Annotated in this window: 23 protein-coding genes; 18 read left to right on the forward strand and 5 right to left on the reverse strand. The window is 42.0% G+C overall.

The annotated features are described in order from the left end of the window. Positions 1 to 26 precede the first annotated feature (26 nt). On the reverse strand, positions 27 to 1,067 hold the full coding sequence (locus L3V77_RS21690) for a LacI family DNA-binding transcriptional regulator (RefSeq protein ID WP_275136898.1): 1,041 nt from the start codon (positions 1,065 to 1,067) through the stop codon (positions 27 to 29). A gap of 282 nt (positions 1,068 to 1,349) precedes the next feature. Here L3V77_RS21690 and L3V77_RS21695 point away from each other — a divergent pair, with 282 nt between their 5' ends. The 9 genes from L3V77_RS21695 to L3V77_RS21735 all read left to right on the forward strand — a co-directional run bounded on the left by L3V77_RS21695 (position 1,350) and on the right by L3V77_RS21735 (position 10,573). After that, a complete protein-coding gene (locus L3V77_RS21695; RefSeq protein ID WP_275136899.1) occupies positions 1,350 to 2,699 on the forward strand; it encodes an ABC transporter substrate-binding protein in 1,350 nt (449 codons plus the stop codon). A gap of 261 nt (positions 2,700 to 2,960) precedes the next feature. Continuing rightward, positions 2,961 to 3,971, forward strand: a complete 1,011-nt coding sequence (locus L3V77_RS21700) for a sugar ABC transporter permease (RefSeq protein WP_275136900.1) — start codon at positions 2,961 to 2,963, stop codon at positions 3,969 to 3,971. After that, entirely contained in the window at positions 3,972 to 5,135 is a 1,164-nt protein-coding gene (locus tag L3V77_RS21705; protein ID WP_275136901.1) for a carbohydrate ABC transporter permease, read from the forward strand. 21 nt (positions 5,136 to 5,156) lie between these two features. Continuing rightward, a complete protein-coding gene (gene ugpC / locus L3V77_RS21710; protein WP_275136902.1) occupies positions 5,157 to 6,248 on the forward strand; it encodes a sn-glycerol-3-phosphate ABC transporter ATP-binding protein UgpC in 1,092 nt (363 codons plus the stop codon). A 39-nt stretch (positions 6,249 to 6,287) separates the two neighbouring features. Continuing rightward, the gene (locus L3V77_RS21715) at positions 6,288 to 6,428 is read left to right on the forward strand and encodes a hypothetical protein (RefSeq protein WP_275136903.1); all 141 of its coding nucleotides are present in this window, start codon (positions 6,288 to 6,290) and stop codon (positions 6,426 to 6,428) included. Between the two features lie 342 nt (positions 6,429 to 6,770). Beyond that, entirely contained in the window at positions 6,771 to 7,262 is a 492-nt protein-coding gene (locus L3V77_RS21720; RefSeq protein ID WP_275136904.1) for a MarR family transcriptional regulator, read from the forward strand. Positions 7,263 to 7,419: 157 nt separating this feature from the next. Further along, complete coding sequence (locus tag L3V77_RS21725) at positions 7,420 to 8,403, forward strand: ABC transporter substrate-binding protein (protein WP_275136905.1); 984 nt, start codon at positions 7,420 to 7,422, stop codon at positions 8,401 to 8,403. A gap of 69 nt (positions 8,404 to 8,472) precedes the next feature. Further along, positions 8,473 to 9,372 carry a proline/glycine betaine ABC transporter permease gene (locus L3V77_RS21730; RefSeq protein WP_275136906.1) on the forward strand — a complete coding sequence of 300 codons (900 nt, stop codon included), beginning with the start codon at positions 8,473 to 8,475 and terminating at the stop codon, positions 9,370 to 9,372. After that, the gene (locus L3V77_RS21735) at positions 9,365 to 10,573 is read left to right on the forward strand and encodes a glycine betaine/L-proline ABC transporter ATP-binding protein (RefSeq protein WP_275136907.1); all 1,209 of its coding nucleotides are present in this window, start codon (positions 9,365 to 9,367) and stop codon (positions 10,571 to 10,573) included. Before L3V77_RS21730 ends, L3V77_RS21735 begins: the two co-directional genes overlap by 8 nt. 121 nt (positions 10,574 to 10,694) lie before the next feature. Here the strand turns inward: L3V77_RS21735 and L3V77_RS21740 are convergent, their stop codons facing one another. Beyond that, positions 10,695 to 11,633 (reverse strand): LysR family transcriptional regulator, encoded by a 939-nt coding sequence (locus L3V77_RS21740; protein ID WP_275136908.1) that lies wholly within the window; start codon positions 11,631 to 11,633, stop codon positions 10,695 to 10,697. Positions 11,634 to 11,760: 127 nt separating this feature from the next. Here L3V77_RS21740 and L3V77_RS21745 point away from each other — a divergent pair, with 127 nt between their 5' ends. The 4 genes from L3V77_RS21745 to L3V77_RS21760 all read left to right on the forward strand — a co-directional run bounded on the left by L3V77_RS21745 (position 11,761) and on the right by L3V77_RS21760 (position 13,829). After that, complete coding sequence (locus L3V77_RS21745) at positions 11,761 to 12,051, forward strand: putative quinol monooxygenase (protein WP_275136909.1); 291 nt, start codon at positions 11,761 to 11,763, stop codon at positions 12,049 to 12,051. A gap of 187 nt (positions 12,052 to 12,238) precedes the next feature. Continuing rightward, the gene (locus L3V77_RS21750; protein WP_275136910.1) at positions 12,239 to 12,529 is read left to right on the forward strand and encodes a putative quinol monooxygenase; all 291 of its coding nucleotides are present in this window, start codon (positions 12,239 to 12,241) and stop codon (positions 12,527 to 12,529) included. A 151-nt stretch (positions 12,530 to 12,680) separates the two neighbouring features. Continuing rightward, complete coding sequence (locus tag L3V77_RS21755) at positions 12,681 to 13,079, forward strand: OsmC family protein (RefSeq protein WP_275136911.1); 399 nt, start codon at positions 12,681 to 12,683, stop codon at positions 13,077 to 13,079. A 183-nt stretch (positions 13,080 to 13,262) separates the two neighbouring features. Continuing rightward, a complete protein-coding gene (locus L3V77_RS21760; RefSeq protein WP_275136912.1) occupies positions 13,263 to 13,829 on the forward strand; it encodes a DUF2850 domain-containing protein in 567 nt (188 codons plus the stop codon). Between the two features lie 17 nt (positions 13,830 to 13,846). Here L3V77_RS21760 and L3V77_RS21765 read toward each other — a convergent pair whose 3' ends face one another. Both L3V77_RS21765 and L3V77_RS21770 read right to left on the reverse strand, forming a co-directional pair. After that, positions 13,847 to 14,743 (reverse strand): cation diffusion facilitator family transporter, encoded by an 897-nt coding sequence (locus L3V77_RS21765; RefSeq protein WP_275136913.1) that lies wholly within the window; start codon positions 14,741 to 14,743, stop codon positions 13,847 to 13,849. Between the two features lie 184 nt (positions 14,744 to 14,927). Then, the gene (locus L3V77_RS21770) at positions 14,928 to 15,806 is read right to left on the reverse strand and encodes a LysR family transcriptional regulator (protein WP_275136914.1); all 879 of its coding nucleotides are present in this window, start codon (positions 15,804 to 15,806) and stop codon (positions 14,928 to 14,930) included. A gap of 168 nt (positions 15,807 to 15,974) precedes the next feature. Between L3V77_RS21770 and L3V77_RS21775 the strand changes: the two genes are divergently transcribed. Both L3V77_RS21775 and L3V77_RS21780 read left to right on the forward strand, forming a co-directional pair. Further along, the gene (locus L3V77_RS21775) at positions 15,975 to 16,550 is read left to right on the forward strand and encodes a class I SAM-dependent methyltransferase (protein ID WP_275136915.1); all 576 of its coding nucleotides are present in this window, start codon (positions 15,975 to 15,977) and stop codon (positions 16,548 to 16,550) included. Between the two features lie 136 nt (positions 16,551 to 16,686). Further along, on the forward strand, positions 16,687 to 16,938 hold the full coding sequence (locus L3V77_RS21780; protein WP_275136916.1) for a hypothetical protein: 252 nt from the start codon (positions 16,687 to 16,689) through the stop codon (positions 16,936 to 16,938). Between the two features lie 258 nt (positions 16,939 to 17,196). Here the strand turns inward: L3V77_RS21780 and L3V77_RS21785 are convergent, their stop codons facing one another. Next, complete coding sequence (locus L3V77_RS21785; protein WP_275136917.1) at positions 17,197 to 18,282, reverse strand: glycerol dehydrogenase; 1,086 nt, start codon at positions 18,280 to 18,282, stop codon at positions 17,197 to 17,199. A gap of 263 nt (positions 18,283 to 18,545) precedes the next feature. On the opposite strand from L3V77_RS21785, the gene dhaK reads away from it, so the two are divergent. Genes dhaK through ptsP form a run of 3 tightly spaced genes read left to right on the forward strand, consistent with a single transcriptional unit; the run spans position 18,546 to position 22,653 of the window. Then, positions 18,546 to 19,610 carry a dihydroxyacetone kinase subunit DhaK gene (gene dhaK / locus L3V77_RS21790; protein WP_275136918.1) on the forward strand — a complete coding sequence of 355 codons (1,065 nt, stop codon included), beginning with the start codon at positions 18,546 to 18,548 and terminating at the stop codon, positions 19,608 to 19,610. Between the two features lies 1 nt (position 19,611). Further along, on the forward strand, positions 19,612 to 20,250 hold the full coding sequence (gene dhaL / locus L3V77_RS21795; protein WP_275136919.1) for a dihydroxyacetone kinase subunit DhaL: 639 nt from the start codon (positions 19,612 to 19,614) through the stop codon (positions 20,248 to 20,250). 3 nt (positions 20,251 to 20,253) lie between these two features. Next, positions 20,254 to 22,653: a phosphoenolpyruvate--protein phosphotransferase gene (gene ptsP / locus L3V77_RS21800; RefSeq protein ID WP_275136920.1), complete on the forward strand. Its 2,400-nt coding sequence runs from the start codon at positions 20,254 to 20,256 to the stop codon at positions 22,651 to 22,653. Positions 22,654 to 22,733 lie beyond the last annotated feature (80 nt).

The raw sequence follows: 22,733 nt of genomic DNA on the forward strand, positions 1-22,733 counted from the left end.
ACTCCTTAAGCAGGCGTTTGATTAGATTAGCTGCTGTGACGATTCACTAGCTGGAACGGTAGCTCAACAGATTCATATGGAATGAGGTTTAGCGCCATCTGTGCAGCGACTCTTCCTTTTTCAGATAAAGGTTGCGAAATGGTCGTCAGACCTTTCTCTTTTGCTTCTGGAATACCATCAAAACCGACGATCTTTAATTCGTCTGGGATAGTTAATTTTAGCTCATGGGCGATGTCTAGAGCGGCCAACGCAATCTTGTCACTCATACACAGAAGAACGTCAACATGATCTGGCGCGGTAAGTGCGCCTCTTAATATGGTTTTTAAGGATTCCGGTTCTAAATGATGAATCTGCCAAACATCTTGCGTGGTTAACTCATGACCAATCTCCGCAAGTGCTTCTCTATAGCCTTCGAAACGACAGCGTGAGATTGATTCATCGCTTGTGTAAAGGCTATCGAAGTTCGCGAGCGAAAGCGATAAAGAGGGCTCGAGTCGTAGACCCAAAATAAGCGTTTTGTGTCGGCTGTCTTTAAGTGCGTGACAAGCGATGTCATATGCCGCTTTTTTATTGTTAATGCCGACGGACGGGGTGTTTTCTAAAGTAAAATCAACGGTAATTAATGGTTTACCTTGGCGTTGAATACGTTCGATTATGCTGGAATCTACTGGCCTTCCGTACACAATAAAGCAGTCTGGGATCGTTTCAACTTGCGTACTTTGATAATTTTCGGCGTTGGAAGGCAGCAATAACATATTAACGTGCTGCGCATCTAAAGTTTGAGAGATACCGGCCAGAAATTCCGTCGCTACGGGATCGGTAAAGTTGAAAGAAAGACTATCCGCTAATAAAACCCCAATCACCCCTGTTTTTCCTGTGCGTAAGCTCCGAGCAGTTAAGCTCGGACCGGTATATCCCAGTTCATCACATTGGTGCAGGATTTTGTCTCTTAAGGCAGCCGACAGTTGATCTGGACGGTTGAACGCATTTGAAACGGTGGCGGTTGAAACGCCAAGCTTTGCCGCGACAATCTTAAGCGTTGGTTTTTTTATGTTATTCGCTTTCATGTTGCTTTCCCAATTTCGTCGACCTAAAGTTGAGGTACAAGGGGATTCTAGAACGATTAAGTAATATTTAGAAATACGATTGTTGTATTATTCATGGTTAGTTTGAGCTTTATCACGAATTGCTCGTAATATCACCAAATTATATGATCTATTTAGCAATTATTGACTGAAAGTTGGTCGGTTATGTAAATGCAGTCTACTGTACTTGAATGGACTTAAACGATTAAGTCTTAACGTGAAGACAAAAGAATAATAGTAACTAAAGACATGGAGTTCGAACCAATGAAAACTACTCTACTAATGAGCGCAGTGGCTCTGGCGATACTTTCCTCATCTGCTATGGCTGCTGATCTTAAGTATGCACCAGGAGATGATGGTCGCTTTAGCTGGTCAAGCTACGACTACTTAAAGAAAGTGGATCTGCAAGGTGAAGTTATTACTATCCGCGGCCCTTGGTTGGGTCCAGATAAAGAATTAGTTCAAAGTGTCATTGCCTATTTTGAAGCGGCAACGGGTGCTGATGTTCAATACGCAGGCTCTGATTCTTTCGAACAACAAATTGCGATTGATGTACAAGCAGGAAGTGCGCCTAATATCGCTATTTTTCCGCAGCCTGGTTTGGCTGCTGATCTCGCTTCTAAAGGGTTTTTAACACCCTTAGAGCAGAGTTGGGGACCATGGATCAAGGACAACTATGCAGCTGGTACTTCATGGGTTGATCTAGGTACCTTCGCTGATAAGCAGGGTAAAGACCACCTATATGGCTTCTTTTACAAGGTCGATTTGAAATCTCTAGTTTGGTATGTGCCTGAAAATTTTGAAGATGCGGGTTATGACGTTCCAGAATCTATGGAAGAATTAAAGGCATTAACAAAGCAAATCGTTGCCGATGGAGATACACCTTGGTGTATCGGGTTGGGCAGTGGTGGCGCGACGGGTTGGCCTGCTACTGACTGGGTAGAAGATATGATGCTACGTACTCAATCTCCGGCTGACTACGATGCATGGACAAAAAATGAACTTAAATTTAACGATCCTAAAGTGATCGCCGCCATTGATGAATTTGGTTGGTTTTTAAACGATAAATATGTTGATGGTGGCTCTCGTGCTGTTGCAGCAACCGATTTCCGTGATAGCCCTAAAGGCATGTTTAGCTCTCCGGCTAAGTGTTATTTGCACCGTCAAGCGTCGTTCATACCGAGTTTCTTCCCTGAAGGGACGACATTGGGTGAAGATGCGGACTTCTTCTACTTTCCAGCCTATGAAGGTAAAGATCTTGGTAAACCAGTTCTTGGTGCTGGAACAATGTGGAGTGTGACCAAAGATTCAAAAGCCGCGAGAGAATTTATGAAGTTCCTTCGTTTACCAATTGCTCACGAAATATGGATGGCACAGTCTGGATTCTTGACTCCATTTAAAGGTGCCAATCTTGATGCGTACGCAAACGAGGCACTGAAGAAACAAGGTCAAATTCTTCTTGGTGCAACGACATTCCGTTTTGACGGCTCAGATTTAATGCCGGGTAAAATCGGGGCAGGGTCATTCTGGACGGGAATGGTTGATTACAGTGGTGGCAAATCGTCGAAAGAAGTTGCAGACGAAATCCAGAATACTTGGGATGCAATTAAGTAATTTATTAGAGTAATTGGCTGGTACAGTTTGTATTTAATGTTGTTTGTTTAACACACGTATTTATAAAATCGTTGTTATCCCGTGTAAAGCGGGGACTTACGTGGCGTTAGGTTCCCAGATCTGCGGGAAAAACGAAGTTAGGTCGTTTTAAACGTTCGGCGTTACGTGCATCTGTACTGGTTGAATCTCCATTATGATTAAGTATCGAATCGTTGGAGATTCTCCCCAATTTGGTTTTCTGTTTTCTTTAGTGAGGCTGTTATGGATCAGTTATATTCCTCCCTCTTTATCATGGTCCTCGGTGTTACTGGCTGTGTATTTTACTTTTTTGGTAGCAACATAGTATTGAATTTGATATTTCCGACTCGCGGTGTTTCCAATATGCAAATGGCGAAGAATATTCGTCTAGCAGCGTCGGTGCGGCCTTGGTTGTTTCTTGGTCCAGCATTAAGCTTTTTAGGATTGTATCTCGTTTACCCCGTATTTGATTCGCTTATGCTTTCATTGAGCGATAGATCAGGAGAGGATTTTGTCGGCCTAAAAAATTATATGTGGTTAGTGAATGACCGTGAATTTCGTGAGTCTCTCTTTAACAATCTTCTGTGGTTACTCGTGGTGCCGGCGGCTTCTACATTTTTTGGTCTTGTTATCGCAGCAATGACCGATAAAATCAGTTGGGGTAACATTGCTAAAAGCTTGATCTTTATGCCGATGGCTATTTCCTTTATAGGCGCATCAATTATCTGGAAATTCGTATACGATTTCCGCGCTGAAGGGTCGGAGCAGATTGGTATATTGAATGCAATAGTCGAGTATTTCGGTGGGACACCGCAGGCATGGATAACCATTCCTTTTTGGAACAACTTCTTTTTAATGGTCATTCTTGTTTGGATTCAGACGGGTTTTGCGATGGTTATTTTATCTGCGGCACTTCGTGGTATTCCAGAAGAAACGGTTGAAGCGGCCGTACTAGATGGTGCGAATGGCATTCAGATCTTTTTTAAAATTTTGATTCCTCAAATTTGGGGGACGATAGCGGTTGTTTGGACAACGATTACGATAACGGTATTAAAAGTATTCGATATTGTGCTAGCCATGACTAATGGGCAATGGGACACGCAAGTATTGGCCAATATGATGTTTGATTGGATGTTTAGAGGTGGTGGTGACTTCGGAAGAGGTGCCGCTATTGCAGTGGTGATTATGCTCGCTGTTGTACCCGTTATGGTGTGGAACATTCGCCAAGCCAATGTGCAAATGGAGGGTCGTTAAATGTCAGGTGCAAAGCTTAGCCTCAGTAAATTAAGGCGTTCTCCGTTAACGATTTTGGTACACCTGTCTGTTTTGCTTATTGTGGTTTTATGGACGCTGCCAACCGCAGGGCTATTGATTTCTTCTTTTAGAGACAAAGATCAACTCGCGATATCCGGCTGGTGGACGGCATTGTCGGCCTCGGATCAAAATCTCATTGGACGCACTGCACACCCGGATACTCAGGTGCAAGAAAATGGTGTCTATCTTTTGAAAGGATCGATTGGCGAAGATGGGAAAGATGTAGATGTGAGGATGTTCGGTTGGACATCTAAAGCTCCGACGGCGTATCTTCCTGGGGCATTGGCGCCCATGCGTAAAGGTCAAACTCTTACAGTGAGCTCTACTGGTCAGTATACGATGACATCGCCAGAACCCTTTACCGGGTCTCGTGGAAAACGGGTTTTCTTTACCGCTAATATCCCACCTAAGTTTAGCCTAGATAACTACCGTGAAGTGCTTACCTCAGAGGGAATTGGTCAGTCATTTATTAATTCACTGACGGTGACTATTCCGGCTACTGTCATTCCTATTCTCATCGCTGCGTTTGCTGCATATGCATTGTCGTGGATGCGCATGCCCGGTCGTCCATTACTAATAGCGCTAGTTGTTGGTTTATTGGTGGTACCTTTGCAGATGTCACTTATACCGTTGTTGCGATTGTATAACGACATTGGTGCTTTTTTTGGTGTGGGAGCAAAGACCTATCTTGGCATATGGCTGGCCCATACCGGGTTTGGTTTACCGCTAGCTATTTACCTTCTGAGAAACTATATCTCAAACCTACCGAAAGAGATCATTGAATCTGCTCGTGTAGATGGCGCGACAGACTTTGAAATATTTGTTCGTATTGTATTGCCATTGTCCTTCCCAGCGTTGGCATCATTCTCTATTTTCCAGTTTTTGTGGGTGTGGAATGATCTGTTAGTCGCAACCGTATTTTTGGGAAATGGCGAAAATGAACTGGTGCTAACAGGTCGGTTAAGAGAGCTATTAGGTTCCCGTGGCGGTAACTGGGAAATTTTAACGGCGTCAGCATTTGTTTCTATTGCGGTACCTTTAACCGTGTTCTTTAGTTTGCAGCGTTACTTAGTACGCGGCCTTCTGGCTGGCTCAGTAAAATAATTGATTTAAGAGAAGAATTCAATGAATGGTTTAAAACTAACAAATATTAAAAAGGCCTACGGCGAAACTGAAGTTCTTCATGGTATCGACTTAGAAATCGATATTGGTGAGTTTATTGTTTTCGTTGGTCCATCTGGTTGTGGCAAATCGACTTTATTGCGAATGATTGCAGGGTTAGAGGATATCACGGATGGTGACTTAGAAATCGAAGGTGCAATCGTTAACGATCTACCTGCGGCTATGCGTGGTATTGCTATGGTATTTCAGACCTATGCGCTTTACCCTCACATGACGGTCTATGACAATATGGCTTTTGCGATGCGTATTGCCAAAGAATCAAAAGAAGATATTGACCAAAGAGTGACGTCCGCTGCCGAAATGCTGCAACTGACGGAGTATCTAGGCCGCCTACCCAAAGCTCTTTCTGGTGGGCAAAGACAGCGCGTTGCGATAGGTCGAGCTATTGTCCGTAATCCCAAGGTATTTCTATTTGATGAGCCGCTATCTAATCTTGATGCCGCGTTAAGGGTTCAAACTCGTATAGAAATAGCCAATCTAAAAGAGAAGATGCCAAAAACAACCATGATCTATGTAACACATGATCAGGTTGAAGCAATGACGCTAGCAGACCGAATTGTCGTTTTATCTGCAGGTCGAATAGAGCAAGTCGGTACGCCTTTAGAGCTCTATACTAATCCGGCGAATGTCTTTGTCGCTAAGTTTATTGGTTCACCTTCCATGAATATTATTAAGTCCGATATTATTGCCGGAGGTGAAACGGGTAGAGTTAGGTTTGATAATAAAAAAGAAGCTGATTACGCATTTCCTGTGCCTACCCATTTAGTTGACACAACCGGGCAACTTGGTATTCGACCAGAAGATTTTGAACTAGCAACTGAAAATGAAGCCTTTGTCTCAGGTACCGTTCTTTTTGTAGAATCGTTAGGAGAGGTGACACAACTTCACATTAATGTGCCGAATAATGAAGACGCCATTGTAGTCAAAATACCGGGTATTCATGATCTTCACAAAGGTGAAACAGTTCATTTGAAAGCCGCAGCAGACAAAATACACCTGTTCAATACCGATGGGATATCCGTTCGGTATCTATAGCTAAGTTATTGGGCTGGTGTGTTGTCTTAAGATAGCGTAATGGATTTTGTATTAGAGCCAGTGGGTACGCCCTGTTGGCTTTTTTTAGTCACTATCCTTCTCGATACGGCCGTCTGTGCTACCGATACTGTGTTGGATGTCTCTGGTTTAATAGGATGGCGACGAGTGGTGATTTTATGAAACAGACATACTAATCATTCGTGTACATTGTATTTTTAACAAACATTTTTCGCGTATGTCACCTGCTTACGTTATTATTGCTACCAAATGGTTCAATAGCATTCGTATTTTTATATTTTTTCTGACTGAATATCCTGTTAATGCACGGTGTGGCTCCGTTTTAGCTGCTAAAGTGTATTATAAATAGTTCGATTACAAATCATTACAGGTCGTTGCATCGGTTAACCTAAGCTTAATTTAAGGCGCATTATGGCATTTTCTTTTATCAACGCTTTTCAAGTTGTATAAAGTCAGTTATTTTCGCTGTAGTTTTGGATGCCCCTATTATTACGGAGTTACGAGTTGGAAAAGCATGAAGAAGTTTTGGTGTCACTGAGACAAATTATTAGAGCTATTGATTTGCACTCAAAAAAATTGAGCAAAGAGTCGGGTCTTACTGGCCCACAATTGATACTCATGCGTTCGATTAGAGAGTTAGGTGAAGTGACTATTAGGCAATTGTCCACTCATACTAATATGAGTCCAGCTACGGCGACAACAATACTTGATCGATTAGAACGAAATGGGCTAGCAGAACGCATACGTAGTACGACAGATAAACGTAAAGTCCATGCGAACCTTACCGCAAAAGGGGCAGAGTTACTTAGCCATGCCCCGTTACCTTTGCAAGAGAGCTTCATCAATAAATTCCATAGCTTAGATGAATGGGAGCGAAGTTTATTGCTGTCTTCAGTGCAGCGCATTGCCAGTATGATGAATGCGGAATCGTATGATGTGGCACCTGTATTGGAACTGGGTAATATCACGGATCCAGAAGTGACAATTGAAAAATGAAAATCTCATTATTCATGATATTTTTGCAATAATAGCCTCGTTTTTTCAGTAAATTATAACTACCTTTGAAATGCAAATACCTCTAATCATTTGAACACTAATCAAATTGTAGGTATGCTATTCAACCTAATTAGGGAATATCTTCAAAGGAATTGTTATGAAACTGAAACTTGCTGCGCTTGCTTTACTCGCTAGTGCCAACGTATCTGCTAGTGAGTGTGGGAGCGTGACTATCGCTGACATGAACTGGAGTTCTGCTAGCTTAATAGCCAATGTAGATAAGTTTATTTTAGAAAATGCTTATGGTTGCGATGCGGAATTAATTCCCGGCGATACCATGCCTACGACAACATCGATGATCGAAAAGGGACAGCCAGATATAGCACCTGAAATATGGGCTAACTCGGTAAAAGAAGCGGTTGATGCTGGTGTTAAAGAAGGTCGATTAACTTTTGCTGGCCCGTCATTGATTGATGGTGGTGAAGAAGGTTTCTGGGTACCAAAGTATATGGTAGAGCAATACCCAGAACTTAAAACCATCGAAGGTGTTAAAAAACACGCCGCATTATTTAAACACCCAGAAAATAAAGACGTAAGTGGTTTTTATGGCTGTCCAGCTGGTTGGGGTTGTCAAATTTCAGCGTCGAATTTATTTACAGCACTAAAACTGGCGGATGCTAATTTTGAATTGATTGATCCAGGTTCTGCTGCTGGTCTTTCAGGATCAATCGCAAAAAGTTACGAACGTAAAGAAGCTTGGTTTGGATATTATTGGGCTCCTACTGCCATTCTAGGCAAATATGAAATGGTTAAAGTCGATTTCGGTGCAGAGGTTAATGAAGCTGAGTACTTTAATTGCACAACAATCGAAGGTTGCGAGTCGCCTAAAGTTACATCTTATCCTGCATCCCCTGTCTTCACGGTCACCTCAACGGAATTTTCTAAAAATAACCAACCGGTTATGGAGTATTTAGGAAAGCGCGGATTTAAAAACTCTGATATGAACAAACTTCTAGCATGGATGGAACAAGAACAAGCAGATTCAGAAGATGCCATGTTCTACTTCTTTGAAAACTATCCGACGGTTTGGAAGTCTTGGTTGTCTACAGAAGCGGCTGAGAAAGTAGCAGCAGCGCTGTAATTAGTTAATATTTAAAAATAAAAAGAGTAACTTGCTACAAGTTACTCTTTTCGCATTAAGGAATTAAAGATGGCTGATAGTAGCTGGTTGTACAGCTTTCCCGAAATGGAGCGTTCAAGTCTTCGTGCAATACGAAAAACACTTGATGGTGCCTATAAAGAGTTCTCACGTGAATATGGCGATTTAATAGAGTCTATTTTTGACCCGTTGCTCTCCTTTCTAATTTGGTTTGAAAAGCTTTTGTTAAGTACACCTTGGTGGATAGTACTTCTGCTCTGTACTGGCTTAGTTTATGTCGCGAGTCGTTCGGTTAAGCTTGCGGTCGCGTGCTTTGTTTCGCTGTTGCTTATCGGCTACTTTGGCATGTGGGAGGATACGATGCGGACGCTTAGTATTATTACCGTATGTACCTTCTTGGCTATAGCCATCGGGATACCAATTGGTATCGCAATGGCCCGTTCAAATCGAGTGCAGTCTGTTGTGACACCGATGCTAGATATCATGCAAACTATGCCAGCCTTTGTATACCTGATTCCAGTTGTTATGTTACTTGGTATTGGTAAAATTCCGGGTTTAATTGCGGTTATTATTTACGCTATCCCTCCCGTAATACGTTTAACAAATTTAGGTATCCGTCTCGTGGACAAAGAGGTTCTCGAAGCTGCGACAGCGTTCGGTTCTAGCCCATGGCAAAGGTTGACTGGGGTGCAATTGCCCTTAGCCATGCCTACCATTATGGCGGGTATCAACCAAACTATCATGATGGCTCTATCCATGGTTGTTATCGCATCGATGATAGGGGTAAAAGGATTGGGTCAGCCGGTTCTAAAGTCGATAACCAATCAATACTTCACATTGGGTTTACTTAATGGCTTTGCTATTGTTGCCTTGGCGATTCTTTTTGACCGTGCATCACAAGCTTACGCAAAGCGTACTCAAGCCCATTTAGGAGACCAGAAGCATGACTGAGTCAGTAATTAAAATTTCTGGTCTATATAAGATATTTGGCCCTAACCCTAAAAAAGTCCTCCCTATGATTGCGGAAGGCTTAAGTAAGGATGAAATATTAGAAAAGACGGGACATACTGTTGGACTTAAAGACATAAATCTGGAAATTAAGAAGGCTGAAATCTTCGTTATCATGGGTCTTTCTGGTTCAGGTAAGTCGACGCTAATTCGCCATTTCAACCGACTAATCGACCCAACGGAAGGCAAGATAGTGGTGGAAGGCACCAATATTATGGAGTTTGGTGTACATGAGCTACAGGAATTTCGCCGCCACAAAATGTCGATGGTTTTTCAACGCTTTGGTTTGTTCCCGCATAAAAAAGTGATCGCTAATGTTGCTTATGGACTTGAAATTCAAAAGATTGATAAAGTAGAAAGGCTTGCGAAAGCAAGCGAGTGGATAGAAACAGTTGGCTTAAAGGGGTATGAAGAGCAATACCCTTCTCAACTCTCAGGTGGTCAACAACAACGTGTAGGCTTAGCAAGAGCACTCTGTACTGACGCTGAAATATTACTTATGGATGAAGCATTCTCCGCGCTTGACCCATTGATTAGAAGTGAGATGCAGGATCAACTGATTGATCTGCAAGAGACGTTACAAAAAACGATTATCTTCATCACCCATGACTTGGATGAAGCATTAAGGTTAGGCGATAGAATTGCCATTCTAAAAGATGGTGAGTTAGTTCAACAAGGTACGCCGGATGAAATCTTACTCGAACCTGCAAACGATTATGTTGAAGCCTTTGTAAAGGACGTAAACAGGGCAAGAGCGTTGACTGTAGAGACGGTAATGCAGCGTCCTGCGATGAGAATAACGGCCGCAACTATTGAAGGTGCGTTAGCTCAAATGAGGAAATCGACTCATGATTACGGCTATCACATCACCAAAGATGGTTTCCAAGGTATTATTACTGAGAAAGAGTTAGAGTCAGCGGTTTCTTTAGAAACAAGTGGGGCTATTCACCCTGACATTTATGAAGATGTTCCGACGATCTCTCCCGAATCGGCTATTGAAGACGTGTTAACCGAGACAATCTCTTCTGACTACTCTTTGCCTGTTGTTGATAGTGAAGGTAACTTCAAAGGCTCTTTAGAGAAAGAATCTGTCGCTGAAATATTTTCTGAGAAATCAAGCACTGAGAAAGAATCAAATAGTTAGCCTGCATTTAGAATCATCGATTTGTGTTTGTTGAATGAGACATAATTTTAAAGGGAGTCGATTTATCGGCTCCCTTTTTCGTATCTTGACAGACGTGTATTGATGTATTTAAGACCTTAATTCAATTTTTCAGAACACTGACGTCTAGGATCCCGTTATCGACCAACTGTTTTAAAATAGAGGCGCATTTTGTCTTTAATGCATCTCTTATCAATCTTGCAGCAGGTGTAATAGATTGTCGACTTGGAAAGATAAGCCATAATTCTGTGGGATAAGGTTGATAATCTGTCATGACAGGAAGGATATTTCCTGCCAATAAGTCTTGAGACATATCTAGGCACGATTTGACCGCAAGTCCTTCGCCAGCGACACACCATCTCCGGACCAAATCACCATCATTGGAGGCCCGATCTCCCTTCATTTTAATCTTATATTGTTGATCCTTACGTAAGAACACCCACTCGTCGTGCAGTACGTCATATAGCTGATAGAGAAGCCCGTTATGCTCTGTTAGGTCATCGGGATGCATTGGAGTCCCATTTGCATCCAGATATCCTTGTGTGGCACACAAGAGCCTAGGTGCATTACAGATCTTAAATCCATAGAGGTTGGCATCATCTGGAGAGCCATACCGAAGGGCTATATCGATGGCGTCGCGATAAAAATCGATATTGCTATCACTTATATTGGCTCTAAGGTGAACTTCGGGGTAGGTGTGCAAGAACTCATCCAACCATGGAACGACCAAATTACGACCTAAATCGGATGATAGAGCAATACGAAGTTCTCCATCGACAATATCAAGATCGTCTTTCATGTTCTGTTTAGCCTGCTCTAGCATCAACAAAGCTTGTTCGCATTGAGGTATATATCGTTCACCTGCCGTAGAAAGCCTAAGCTGACGAGTGGTACGAATGAAAAGGTCGGCGCCTAGAGAACGTTCGACACGTTTGACCGCAGCACTTGCTGTTGCCATTCGCATATCTAAATGTGATGCGGCGGCAGTAATGCTGCGAAATTCCGCCACTTTAAGAATAACTCTCAGATCTTCTAATAACATATTATCTAATAATTTTTGATAATGAATCAATTATGTTGCTGTTTATTGGAGTGTAATCAAAGGTTACGATGAGCACAACTTAAAGAGAGAACTACCGAAACACGGAATCTAAATAGAGGAACATTTCATGGCTAAATTAACTATCGTCGCAAATATTTTCGCAAAAGCAGACCAAATCGATCGAGTAAAAGCCGAGTTGCTGAAGCTTATCGATATCACTCGTGCTGAGGAAGGTTGTATCAACTACGACTTGCATCAAGATAATGAGAATCCAGCACACTTTACCTTCTATGAAAACTGGGTATCTCGCGAGCTTTGGCAAACTCACATGGGCAATACACATCTACAAGAATATATGGTCGCGACTGAGGGCGCAGTGGAAGAGTTTATTTTAAATGAGATGACTAGCATTGCTTAATATGTTTGCCTAGACTAAAGCTGTTCTCCTACTGTAAGGGTCAGATTTAGGATGAGTATTCATAACCAAACGGTTATTTTTGAAATATAAGTTGTTGGTTAAATTAAAAGTTAATAAGAAGCGCTATTATAATTGAACCGAACTGAATGAATATTCGATCACTCGTCATTATGAGGATGTATAACACATGACAAAGTTGACAATTATTGCAAATATTGTTGCTAAATCAGACAAGATTGAACTGGTTAAAAGTGAATTATTGAAGTTGATTGAAACAACTCGCGCGGAAGAAGGGTGTATCAATTATGATTTGCACCAAGACAACGATAATTTGGCGCACTTTCAGTTTTTCGAGAACTGGGCGTCACGTGAGTTGTGGCAGGCTCATATGAGCAACCAGCATTTGATCGATTATGTAGCAGCAACGGAAGGCGCTGTAGAAGAATTCGTTGTCAGTGAAATGACGCATATAGCCTAATGAATTAGCACGGTAATTAAAGAAATAAGAAAAGGTAGGCCAATGGCTTGCCTTTTTTGTATAAGTTCCGACGTTTGATCTCAAGAATAAATGTAGTAAGCCTAAATTGGTTGGCCTTATACTAAAGAAAATACCAAGAGTGGAGATCTAAATGGAAGCAGCAGTAAAGTGGGTAAATGACTTTACCTTTATCGGAAATTCCCAATCCGGTCATGCCATTGTAATGGATGGAAACGGGGGATCATCTGCACCAAGCCCAATGGAATTGGTGCTAATGGCGGCAGGCGGATGCAGTTCCGTAGATGTTGTCGATGGTCTCAAGTCAGCGGGTCAAAAAATAGATTCTTGTATAGCTAAGCTGACAACTGAAAGAAGAGATACGGCACCAAGAATATTTACCAGGGTCAACATTCACTTTGAAGTAAGTGGGCAAGGGCTTGATGCGGCTGTAGTAGAAAAAGTGACTCGAGATTCATTGCAAAAATACTGTTCTGTTTGCTTAATGTTGGGTGAGGGCGTAACCATGACTCATTCATGGGAAGTGGTATAAAGAATTTGACGACTAGCGCCAATTTTAGGGTCAGTTATTCTACTGTGCGAATACGTAAATAACTGATCCTTAGTCACCTGATAGTTGTCTGATTACGTTAAAATACCTTTACGTGCGTACTTACCCATCTAGGATTTAATCCTAATTTCACTGACAACAACGTCGTTTTTATCAGACCCAGAATTGACCGATATTACTGTCACTATCTTGTTGGCTAGGTTAGGATTAAATGGAAGATGGCGAATTGAAGAGAACGTAATGGCATCATTGGGACGAACAACACCGCGTAAAAATAGCAAAGACGATGACCTGGAAAGAGGGCCTAAATATGCTCTGTATGTGTGGTTGTTTTTCTTTCTAGTGACCGCGGCTATAGGTATTTACGTTGCCATTAAAAGCTATAAAGAATATATCGATCCAGTACGTGTCTATGGCCATTGGTCAGAGATCGGTGCGCCTAGTTGGTCAACGGATCAATTTATACTTACACCCGAAGGGGTCATGGTTGACAGCAGATATATTGCTTCTACTTTCGAGTTTGATGGCTCTATTGCTTCTTTCAATGCAGGTGGTGAACGATATGAATATAAGGTGTTTGGGGCCAATAATGAACGGCTAAAGCGTTTATCTGGTGGTGGCCATGTAGCGTCATTCATAAAACAAGGCTATGAACATACGCTCCCACAAGAAGATGGTATTGGCCCTGCGAGACGTGTTTCGTTAGCCGAGCATTTTCAAAGTAAGAAATAACGTCGTTGTCACTTGTGTTATCGAGCAATATGAAAATTTAAGCGTAAATTAAACGGCATGGTTGAAAGTTGATGAGCGATAGACTGCCGCGTTTTTTCAATATCCTCTACGTTAATAGAACGATTTTCCTGCGTATTGATATCAACATTGACTCGAAGTTCACGTCCTACTTTTGTTAAACCGGTCAGTTTTATTTGCTGAGTGCCTTGTTTATCAACCTTGTTTATACCTTCATCAACCTGATTGCGTATCTCTTCACTTGGCGGCATCATCAGTAATTCTCGCATTGAATCCTTTAGCATATCCAAAGGTACCTTGATAAAGTATACCGAAATGATACACATCATCAGTGGATCCGCATAGACAGCATATCCAGCGAACGACGTGTAGCTAAGCGCCCAAGCAACAAGGAAACCAGCAGTGACACCAACACTCAACAAGGTATCCATTTTCCATTGCATCGACTCCGCTTCGATTAATCCAGAAGAGAACGTTCTGCTACGATTTACTATATACCACCAAGCATAACCACAACCGACGACATTGATCACACCAAATAGTGTCGCAATGCTCGCGTCCATTTCTCTACCGCCATTAAAAATGGCGATTACAGCAGAATATAATGAGACACCGACTACCGCTAATATGACAGAGGCTTTTACTGTGATTACAACCGGTTCTAAGATGGCTTTGCCAAACGGAAACTGTTTTTTTTCTGGTTTTTGAATGTACTTAGATACCGCCAGTGACAACAATGTTAACAGTAAGCTGACGGTTGAATATACACCATCAAAAATAATCACGAGTGAGCCTGTTAATAATCCAAAGAACAGTCCTCCGATAGCGAACACAGATGCTAAAAGGGCTGAGAAGATTAATACTCGATTTTCATTGTGATTAACTTGAGCACACATACAATATCCATATTATTACTGTTGGACAAGTTTTGGTCATATACGCAAGATGTTCAATGAGAAAATGGTAAACTGAGGGGGCTTATAACTCTTGTGGTTGAAAATTACAATAATAACAATAGATTATTGCTTTAATTTGGTGCCATTAAAATTGACGCTGACTGATTGGTTCCAATTAATATGCTTAAAAGTCAAATAAGAAGTCACTTAATTTATCGGATAGCCATGTCATACCGGGGTGCTCAGACATTCCTGCGGCAGTAACCATGCAGAAATCTTCTTGAGTTAAACCGTAGGTGTGTTTGATGACAGCAATTTGTTCACTTCTTAAAAGGTGCCGAATTAGAGGTTCAGGTAGTACCCCCCAAGCGCCTTCTTTTAAGATCGTGTGGAGCATATAGTCAAAGCTTGAAAATCCGATATATTTCAGTGAGAAAGGTTGCAGTTCCGGGTTGTTCTTTTCATTTAGGTAGGCCATTGAAGCTTGCATTGTGTTTCGTAAATCTTGATCTGATACTCGGCGCATTTTACTTAATGGGTGTCCTTTTTTGCATACAGACATCATGCGGATCTTACCCAAAGGTTGATAAACGAGTTTTGGGTCGTCTGTTCGTTCAAAGTCCACGCCAAAGGCATAGTCGACTTGCTTTGTTTCTACTAAGTTGGCTAAATCTCCGCTGGATGCCAAAACAATATTGAATGAAGTTGCTGGGTATCTGTTATTGAGTTTATGAGCCAGTTCCTGCCAAAACTCATCGGGTAAACCGTCATCGCGAGCAATCCATATTTCCGCGTTGAAGTCACCCGAAGCCTGACAGCATGTCTGCTTAATTCTTGAGAAGGTTGACAACAAGTTTTCACAATCTTTATAGATAGCCTTACCTGCCTCAGAAAGGGATAATTGGTTTCCTGTGCGGACAAAAAGAGAAATGTTTAGTTCCTTTTCGAGTGCTTTAATTGCCATGCTCAAGCTGGTTCTATTGCACTCTAATTGCCTAGCCGCTTCTGAAACAGAGCCGAGATCAGCAACACGACAAAACGCTTCTATATGTGAGATATTCATGTTTGCTCCTAGTTTCATGATGTTAGGATAACGAAACCGACTGAGATTGCCTAATTGAAAGCATCAAATCTGAATAAATATGAAAAGTTTAACAATTAGTCGTGAAGCTAAGCGACAATTTGTTTAACATGGGGTAGCGAAAATTAAGGACGTACAAACGGAGACCAAATGTCATACGATTGGGATAAACGCGCAAAAAAATGGGAAATGGAATCAACGACAGCTCGCTATGCAGAGAAGGCGTTCGAACAGTTAGATAACATTATTAATGTGACCAATTTACGAGTGTTTGATTTTGGTTGTGGTACAGGATTATTAAGTCAAAAAATCTCACCATTAGCAAAAGATATAGTGGCACTTGATTCATCGGAAGCCATGATAGAAGAACTAGACAAAAAAATGCTGCCAAACGTTGAACCCGTTGTTGATATTCTTTCTCGAGGGTTAATTGCTCAACATCCGGCGTTTCGTGGTCAGTTTGATTGCGTCATTGCATCTTCAGTATGCGGATTTATAGATGATTTCGATGAAGCTGCTGAGTTAATTTATTCCTTACTTGAAGATGATGGTTTATTTATCCATTGGGATTGGTTAGCGGAAAACGAAAAAGACGGGTTAACAGAGAGTAAAGTTGAACAGGTTTTAATTGATGCGGGCTTTGATACTGTTACGGTTTCTGTTCCTTTTGAGATAGAAACTGAGCAAGGTATATTGTCAGTATTGATGGGTGTGGGTGAAAAATAATACGAGGTTAATACTAAAAGGCTGTTAGCTATAACATTTATAGCGCATACGAATTGACCTCTTTTTGCAATTACTCCTATTATTGAAGCAAGGAATTAATTCTGTTTATCGATACTCTGATAGGATATTGACGTTTATGAGTAATGAATCAAAAGAACATTTGCACGCGTTACGAATGATTTTATTGGCTTTAGATGAGGTAGTAAAATCAGGTGGTGCACCTATGTATGAAGGTGATGATAGTGCGACAAACCCTGAGTCATTTAAAAAATTAGTGATGCAATTTGCTGGGAATAGAGTAAGTGAAGAGACAATGGATGAAGCGTTGAAAATTCCATTGCAGGAGATTGCAGAAAGACTAATGGAAGCTTCAAAAAACAGTCGCTAGTCAAGTGAATTTTTTTATAAAAGATCGCGTTGTGCGATCTTTTTTGTTTGTGTGGTCATCGCTTTGTTGCCTAACCATTTCGCTGAATACTTATCGCAATATCGCAATCTATTCGCGCGTCTACGTTGGGCTCTTATAAGGCCAACGATATAAAAAACCGCCACTAAAAAGTGGCGGGTTAAAGATACAATCTAAAATATTACAGTAAATCTAAGCATGAATGTTTTCAAACTCGTAAGGGAAAATTCCCATGATTGATTACATAGATCCTAGTTCATTAGCCGTTAGCATCGCCGCTAATACTAAAGCTGGAGTAACTTCAAATGGCATGTTGTGAATAGTTTCACCTTCTGCACAAGAAGCCTCAGCTACTTCCATAAGCTTATCGCGATTGATTTCAGTGACGCCCATATCTTTTAGGTTCGTCGGTAGGCCTACCGATTTACAAAAATCTAATACTTCAGTGATTTCAGCCATTGCTGCATTTTCCAACACTAATTGAGTCAGCGTACCAAACGCCACTTTTTCACCGTGGTATAAGTGATGACACTCTTCTAGTTTTGTTAAGCCGTTGTGAATAGCATGCGCAGCTGCGAGGCCTGAACTTTCAAAGCCAATACCTGATAGATAAGTATTGGCCTCGATAATGTTTTCAACGGCGATGTTAGAGAGGTTTTGATCACAAGCGATTTTTGCTTTAAGGCCATCTTCAATCAATGTTTCATAGCAAAGCTTTGCCAATGCTTGAGCTGCGCGTGTTGGTGCTCCCCCAGCCATTGTAGACTTACCAGAGATACCATTTGCACGTGCTTCAAAGTAGGTTGAAAGTGCATCGCCCATACCTGATACAAGTAGACGAGTTGGCGCACCTGCAATAATTTGCGTATCCATAATAACCATATTAGGGTTAGTTGGAATCATTAGATATTCTGAAAATTCGCCTTCTGGCGTATAGATAACAGCGAGTGCACTTGTAGGTGCATCTGTTGATGCGATAGTCGGAACGATTACAACCGGTTTCTTCAAATAGAACGCGATAGATTTAGCTGTATCAAGTGTTTTACCACCACCAATACCAACAACGACGTCGACACCTTTTTCGCTTGCGATTTCCATTAAACGTTCAATTTCAGGACGGCTACATTCACCTACAAATTCAGCCATGCTTAGCTCAATTCCTGCTTCTTCACAGCTTTTCGTTACGGTTGCACCAACTAGACCAGTTACAAAACCATCGGCAATAGCAAGAACTTTCGTACCTAGTGGTTTGACATAGTCACCAATACTTTCTAGTACGTTTGCGCCCTGAATATATTTGCTTGGTGAGATAATGATTTTGTCCATTTTAGAGACCTCTTTGAAATTTGGGTAGGGGAGTAATGTTCACTTCGCTATGAAAACAATATTTTGTATTATCAACAGTGATCCATCACGCATTTTGTGATTTTTTGTATGTTTTTGTTTGTTTGATTTTGAGTTGCCTCACGTTAAACGTTTTCATTGTTGGAAATATTACAATTTCTGACATAGTCTAGCGCGTAATGTAATATTTATCCTTATTGCCCATATGTGCACAAATTTATCCAACAATCAGTGAAGTGAATGTGATGAAAAAATTAATCAATACAGTAGAAAACGTAGTGACTGAGCAAGTAGAGGGCCTTGTCCTTGCGAACCCCGCGCTTAAACTCGTGACTGATCCTTACTTTATTTACCATGAAAAAAGCCAAGGAAAAGTATCTTTGGTTTCTGGCGGTGGTAGCGGTCATGAACCACTACATGCAGGATTTATTGGTAAAGGCATGCTGACAGCGGCTTGTCCCGGTGCGGTTTTTACCTCTCCAACCCCAGATCAAATGATGGAGTGTGGCAAAGCGATTCCTAATGAAGAAGGCGTGCTCTATTTCGTCAAAAACTACACGGGTGACATCCTTAATTTTGAAATGGCAGTTGAAATGCTCCATATGGAAGGAATTAAAGTTGGTTCGGTCGTCATTGATGACGATGTGGCCGTAAAAGATTCGCTATATACTGCGGGTCGTCGTGGTGTCGCGGCAACGGTACTGATTGAAAAAATTGTTGGTGCGGCGGCGGAAGCAGGTAAAGATATTTCATATTGCGAAGCATTAGCTACCCGTCTTAATAATCGTGCTCGTTCGTTTGGTGTCGCTCTGTCCGCATGTATCGTGCCAGCGAATGGTAAGCCTTCTTTTATACTTGCTGATGATGAAATTGAATTTGGTGTGGGTATCCATGGTGAGCCAGGCATTGAACGTCGCACATACAAAGATGTTGATACTACGACAGCAGAGATGCTTGAAGAGCTTCTCGCTTCAGACACATATTCTCGCACACTAAAAACGTGGGATCGTGAAAACGGTGATTGGATAGAAACAGTGCAATCAACAGAAGCCTATGAAAAAGGTGATGAATTAATCGTGCTCGTTAATGGCCTTGGTGGTACACCGGAATCTGAGCTATTCGGTGCTTATCGTAAAGTTCACACAGAGTTAGAAGCGGCAGGCTATACAGTAGCTCGCACTTTAGTGGGTAACTATTGTACTTCTTTAAATATGGAAGGCTTCTCAATTACATTGATGAAAGCAGATGCAGAAACATTAGAATTATGGGATGCTCCAGTCGATGCTCCTTCACTACGTTGGGGTTGTTAATATGTCTGAGATTACTAAAGCACAAATCGTTACTTGGCTAACAAATTGTAGTGATATCTATTCTGAAAACCGTGACATGTTAACTGAACTGGATGCCGCTATTGGAGATGCAGATCATGGCCTGAATATGGAACGAGGATTTGGTGAAGTTGCGGCTAAACTTCCAGCGGTTGCTGATAAAGATTTAGCGACTATTTTTAAGACTACAGGTATGTCTCTACTTTCTAAAGTAGGTGGCGCTTCAGGTCCTCTTTATGGTACGTTTTTCATCCGCGCGGCGACAAAGTCTGCTGGTAAAGAGAGCCTAACACTAGCCGAATTTATTGAAGCACTTCAAGCCGGTGTGGATGGTGTTGTTGGCCGTGGTAAAGCAAATCCTGGTGACAAAACGATGTGTGATGCATGGTGGGAAGTCATTACGGCGGGAAAAACCGCGTCTGAAACGGGTGCAAACGTTGGTGGTGCACTCACCAGTATGGCTGATGCAGCCGCTAAGGGTGTTGAAAAAACAATCCCTATGCAAGCTAAAAAAGGTCGTGCAAGCTATTTGGGTGAACGCAGTATTGGGCACCCAGATCCAGGAGCAACATCGACTAAGTTGATGATTGAAACATTAAATAAAGTCGTCAATGAGGCATAAATAATGGTAGGTATCGTTGTTGTATCACACAGCGAATTGCTCGCTAATGGAGTTGTGGAGCTAGCAAACCAAATGACGCAAGGTCGCTGTAAAATAGCTGCGGCTGGCGGTATTGACGACCCTGAGAATCCGATAGGTACTGATACTATTCGTATCATGATGGCTATCGAAGAGGTGTACGACGATAGCGGCGTTGTTGTGATGATGGATATGGGGTCGGCCCTTTTGAGTACAGAAACAGCATTAGAGCTCATTGACCCTGATATGGTGCCGAATATTGCTCTGTGTTCCGCTCCGATTGTTGAGGGCACGATGGCTGCGTCAGTGGCAGCATCGGCCGACTTGCCAATGTCGGCAGTATTGGAAGAAGCGGCAGGCTCTTTATCAGCGAAACGTGAACATTTAGGTGAGTTGGAACAAAATATCTCATCTGCGACAGATGTTGAAGTATCAGCAGACGCGCTTGAGTTTCGTTGGACGGTATTGAATCCTCATGGTTTACATGCACGCCCAGCGGCGGCCATTGTGGGTCTGTTGGCAAAGTTTGACGCTAATATTCTATTAGAGAAAACAGATAAGAAAGTGAATGCGAAGAGCCTTAATGCCATTGCGAAACTTGGTGTCAAACTTAACGATAATATTCGAATTCTTGCATCAGGCAACGATGCCGAAAAAGCGATAGCCTCATTTGAAGCACTGGCAAACAACCATTTTGGTGAGTCTATTGCGCAGATGAAAGTCGTTGTGCTAGACGAAGACAAACCAGCAGTGGCAAAAGTTGACGGTGCTATCTCTGGTATTTCCGTATGCGAGGGGATTGCAATTGGTCAGATTCTTGGTCTTGAAAGTGCAATGCCTGAAACACCGCAGCGTGATTTCACATCTGAAATAGATGAACTAGCTAGGTTCGCTCAAGCCGTGGCAAGCGTGTCTGCATCACTCAAGCAACAAGAAGCAGACGCTGAGAAAACACTTGGTAAAGCGCATGCTGACATTTTTGGTGCTCATGGCATGATGATCACGGATCCTGATCTGTTAGAGATGGTTCAAGAAGAGATTAAGTTAGGAAGCATCGCTGAAGCAGCTCTGATGAAAGTGATGACGATACAAGCGGCAGAATATTCTCAGTCTGAAAGTGAATACATGCGCGAGCGCGAAGCGGATGTATGGGATGTTGCAAAGCAGACAATGTATTCGTTTGACGGTGCAGAAGCGGAGACCATTGAACTAGTGGACAATTGCATTATTGTCGCAAGTGATTTGTCGCCAGCACAGACTGCACAGCTTGATCCGACGAAGGTTATTGGTATCTGCCTTGAGGCAGGCGGCAGGACTTCGCACAGCGCAATTATAGCTCGTGCAATGGGCATTCCCTGCATCGTGAAGGCAGAAGGAATTCTTACCTCCACCATCAATGGACAAGAGGTCATTCTTGATGGAAAACGCGGTCATTTATGGCTTGCTCCAGATGCAGAAAAAGCTTCATGTCTAATTGAAGAACGTAATGCTTGGATCGCCGATACCGTTGCTAAAAGGGAACAGGCGTCGAAACCTGCTATCACAGTTGATGGGCTGAAAGTTGATGTTCACGCGAATATCGGTGGGCTGCAAGATGTGAAGGCGGCGTTAGCGTCAGGTGCGGAAGGTGTTGGATTACTTCGCACCGAGTTTGTATTCCAGTCGAGCAAAACGTTGCCTACTGAAGAAGAACAATATGAAATCTATCGTGATATAGCGGTTGCTTTAGAGCATCGTCCATTAACTATTCGTAGTTTAGATGTTGGTGGAGATAAACCACTGCCTTCATATCATATGGCTCAGGAAGAGAACCCATTCTTAGGGTTACGAGGTGTTCGGTTGTGTTTGAAGGATAGCGAGCTGTTCAAACCGCAGTTAAAAGCGGTATTACGTGCAGCGAAAGATAACTCAAATGTTCAATTAATGATTCCAATGATAGCGGAAGTAGAAGAGCTTCAAGCGGTTAAGTCACTTATTGCAGATTGTCGTGATGAATTGAATCTACCGGAAATTCTATACCCAATGAAAGTGGGTATTATGATTGAGGTGCCAGCCGCGGTACTTAATGCAGACGAACTTGCTAAAGAAGCGGATTTTTTCAGTATCGGTACCAATGATCTGACTCAATACGTTATGGCTGCTGACCGTGGAAATACAACCGTTTCTGATTTAGTCGATTATAAAAAATCAGCTGTAATTTCAGCAATTCAAATGACTTGTATTGCCGCCAAAGCAAATGATATTCCAGTTAGTATGTGTGGTGAGATGGCTGGGGATACTGAAATGTCGGAGTTATTGATTAAGTTGGGTGTGCATAAGTTAAGTGCGAGCTCGTCACTTATTCCTAATGTGAAAGCTAAAGTTCGTGAAATCAGCTATAAGTAGGTGCTAGTAACGAAACAGAAAACGGATTTAGTTGAACGCTAAATCCGTTTTTTTATCTGTATTCATTGTGAATGGTAGGT

The sequence above is a fragment of the Vibrio sp. DW001 genome, assembly GCF_029016285.1.
Lineage (GTDB): Bacteria > Pseudomonadota > Gammaproteobacteria > Enterobacterales > Vibrionaceae > Vibrio.

Excerpts from the sequence above, each read along its gene's own strand:
- ptsP (WP_275136920.1), top strand. The coding sequence starts at position 20,254 with ATGGTAGGTATCGTTGTTGTATCACACAGCGAATTGCTCGCTAATGGA.
- L3V77_RS21725 (WP_275136905.1), top strand. The coding sequence starts at position 7,420 with ATGAAACTGAAACTTGCTGCGCTTGCTTTACTCGCTAGTGCCAACGTA.
- L3V77_RS21690 (WP_275136898.1), bottom strand. The coding sequence starts at position 1,067 with ATGAAAGCGAATAACATAAAAAAACCAACGCTTAAGATTGTCGCGGCA.
- ugpC (WP_275136902.1), top strand. The coding sequence starts at position 5,157 with ATGAATGGTTTAAAACTAACAAATATTAAAAAGGCCTACGGCGAAACT.
- L3V77_RS21700 (WP_275136900.1), top strand. The coding sequence starts at position 2,961 with ATGGATCAGTTATATTCCTCCCTCTTTATCATGGTCCTCGGTGTTACT.
- L3V77_RS21705 (WP_275136901.1), top strand. The coding sequence starts at position 3,972 with ATGTCAGGTGCAAAGCTTAGCCTCAGTAAATTAAGGCGTTCTCCGTTA.
- L3V77_RS21695 (WP_275136899.1), top strand. The coding sequence starts at position 1,350 with ATGAAAACTACTCTACTAATGAGCGCAGTGGCTCTGGCGATACTTTCC.
- dhaL (WP_275136919.1), top strand. The coding sequence starts at position 19,612 with ATGTCTGAGATTACTAAAGCACAAATCGTTACTTGGCTAACAAATTGT.
- L3V77_RS21785 (WP_275136917.1), bottom strand. The coding sequence starts at position 18,282 with ATGGACAAAATCATTATCTCACCAAGCAAATATATTCAGGGCGCAAAC.
- L3V77_RS21730 (WP_275136906.1), top strand. The coding sequence starts at position 8,473 with ATGGCTGATAGTAGCTGGTTGTACAGCTTTCCCGAAATGGAGCGTTCA.
- L3V77_RS21780 (WP_275136916.1), top strand. The coding sequence starts at position 16,687 with ATGAGTAATGAATCAAAAGAACATTTGCACGCGTTACGAATGATTTTA.
- L3V77_RS21750 (WP_275136910.1), top strand. The coding sequence starts at position 12,239 with ATGACAAAGTTGACAATTATTGCAAATATTGTTGCTAAATCAGACAAG.
- L3V77_RS21740 (WP_275136908.1), bottom strand. The coding sequence starts at position 11,633 with ATGTTATTAGAAGATCTGAGAGTTATTCTTAAAGTGGCGGAATTTCGC.
- L3V77_RS21755 (WP_275136911.1), top strand. The coding sequence starts at position 12,681 with ATGGAAGCAGCAGTAAAGTGGGTAAATGACTTTACCTTTATCGGAAAT.
- dhaK (WP_275136918.1), top strand. The coding sequence starts at position 18,546 with ATGAAAAAATTAATCAATACAGTAGAAAACGTAGTGACTGAGCAAGTA.
- L3V77_RS21745 (WP_275136909.1), top strand. The coding sequence starts at position 11,761 with ATGGCTAAATTAACTATCGTCGCAAATATTTTCGCAAAAGCAGACCAA.
- L3V77_RS21735 (WP_275136907.1), top strand. The coding sequence starts at position 9,365 with ATGACTGAGTCAGTAATTAAAATTTCTGGTCTATATAAGATATTTGGC.
- L3V77_RS21775 (WP_275136915.1), top strand. The coding sequence starts at position 15,975 with ATGTCATACGATTGGGATAAACGCGCAAAAAAATGGGAAATGGAATCA.
- L3V77_RS21770 (WP_275136914.1), bottom strand. The coding sequence starts at position 15,806 with ATGAATATCTCACATATAGAAGCGTTTTGTCGTGTTGCTGATCTCGGC.
- L3V77_RS21765 (WP_275136913.1), bottom strand. The coding sequence starts at position 14,743 with ATGTGTGCTCAAGTTAATCACAATGAAAATCGAGTATTAATCTTCTCA.
- L3V77_RS21715 (WP_275136903.1), top strand. The coding sequence starts at position 6,288 with ATGGATTTTGTATTAGAGCCAGTGGGTACGCCCTGTTGGCTTTTTTTA.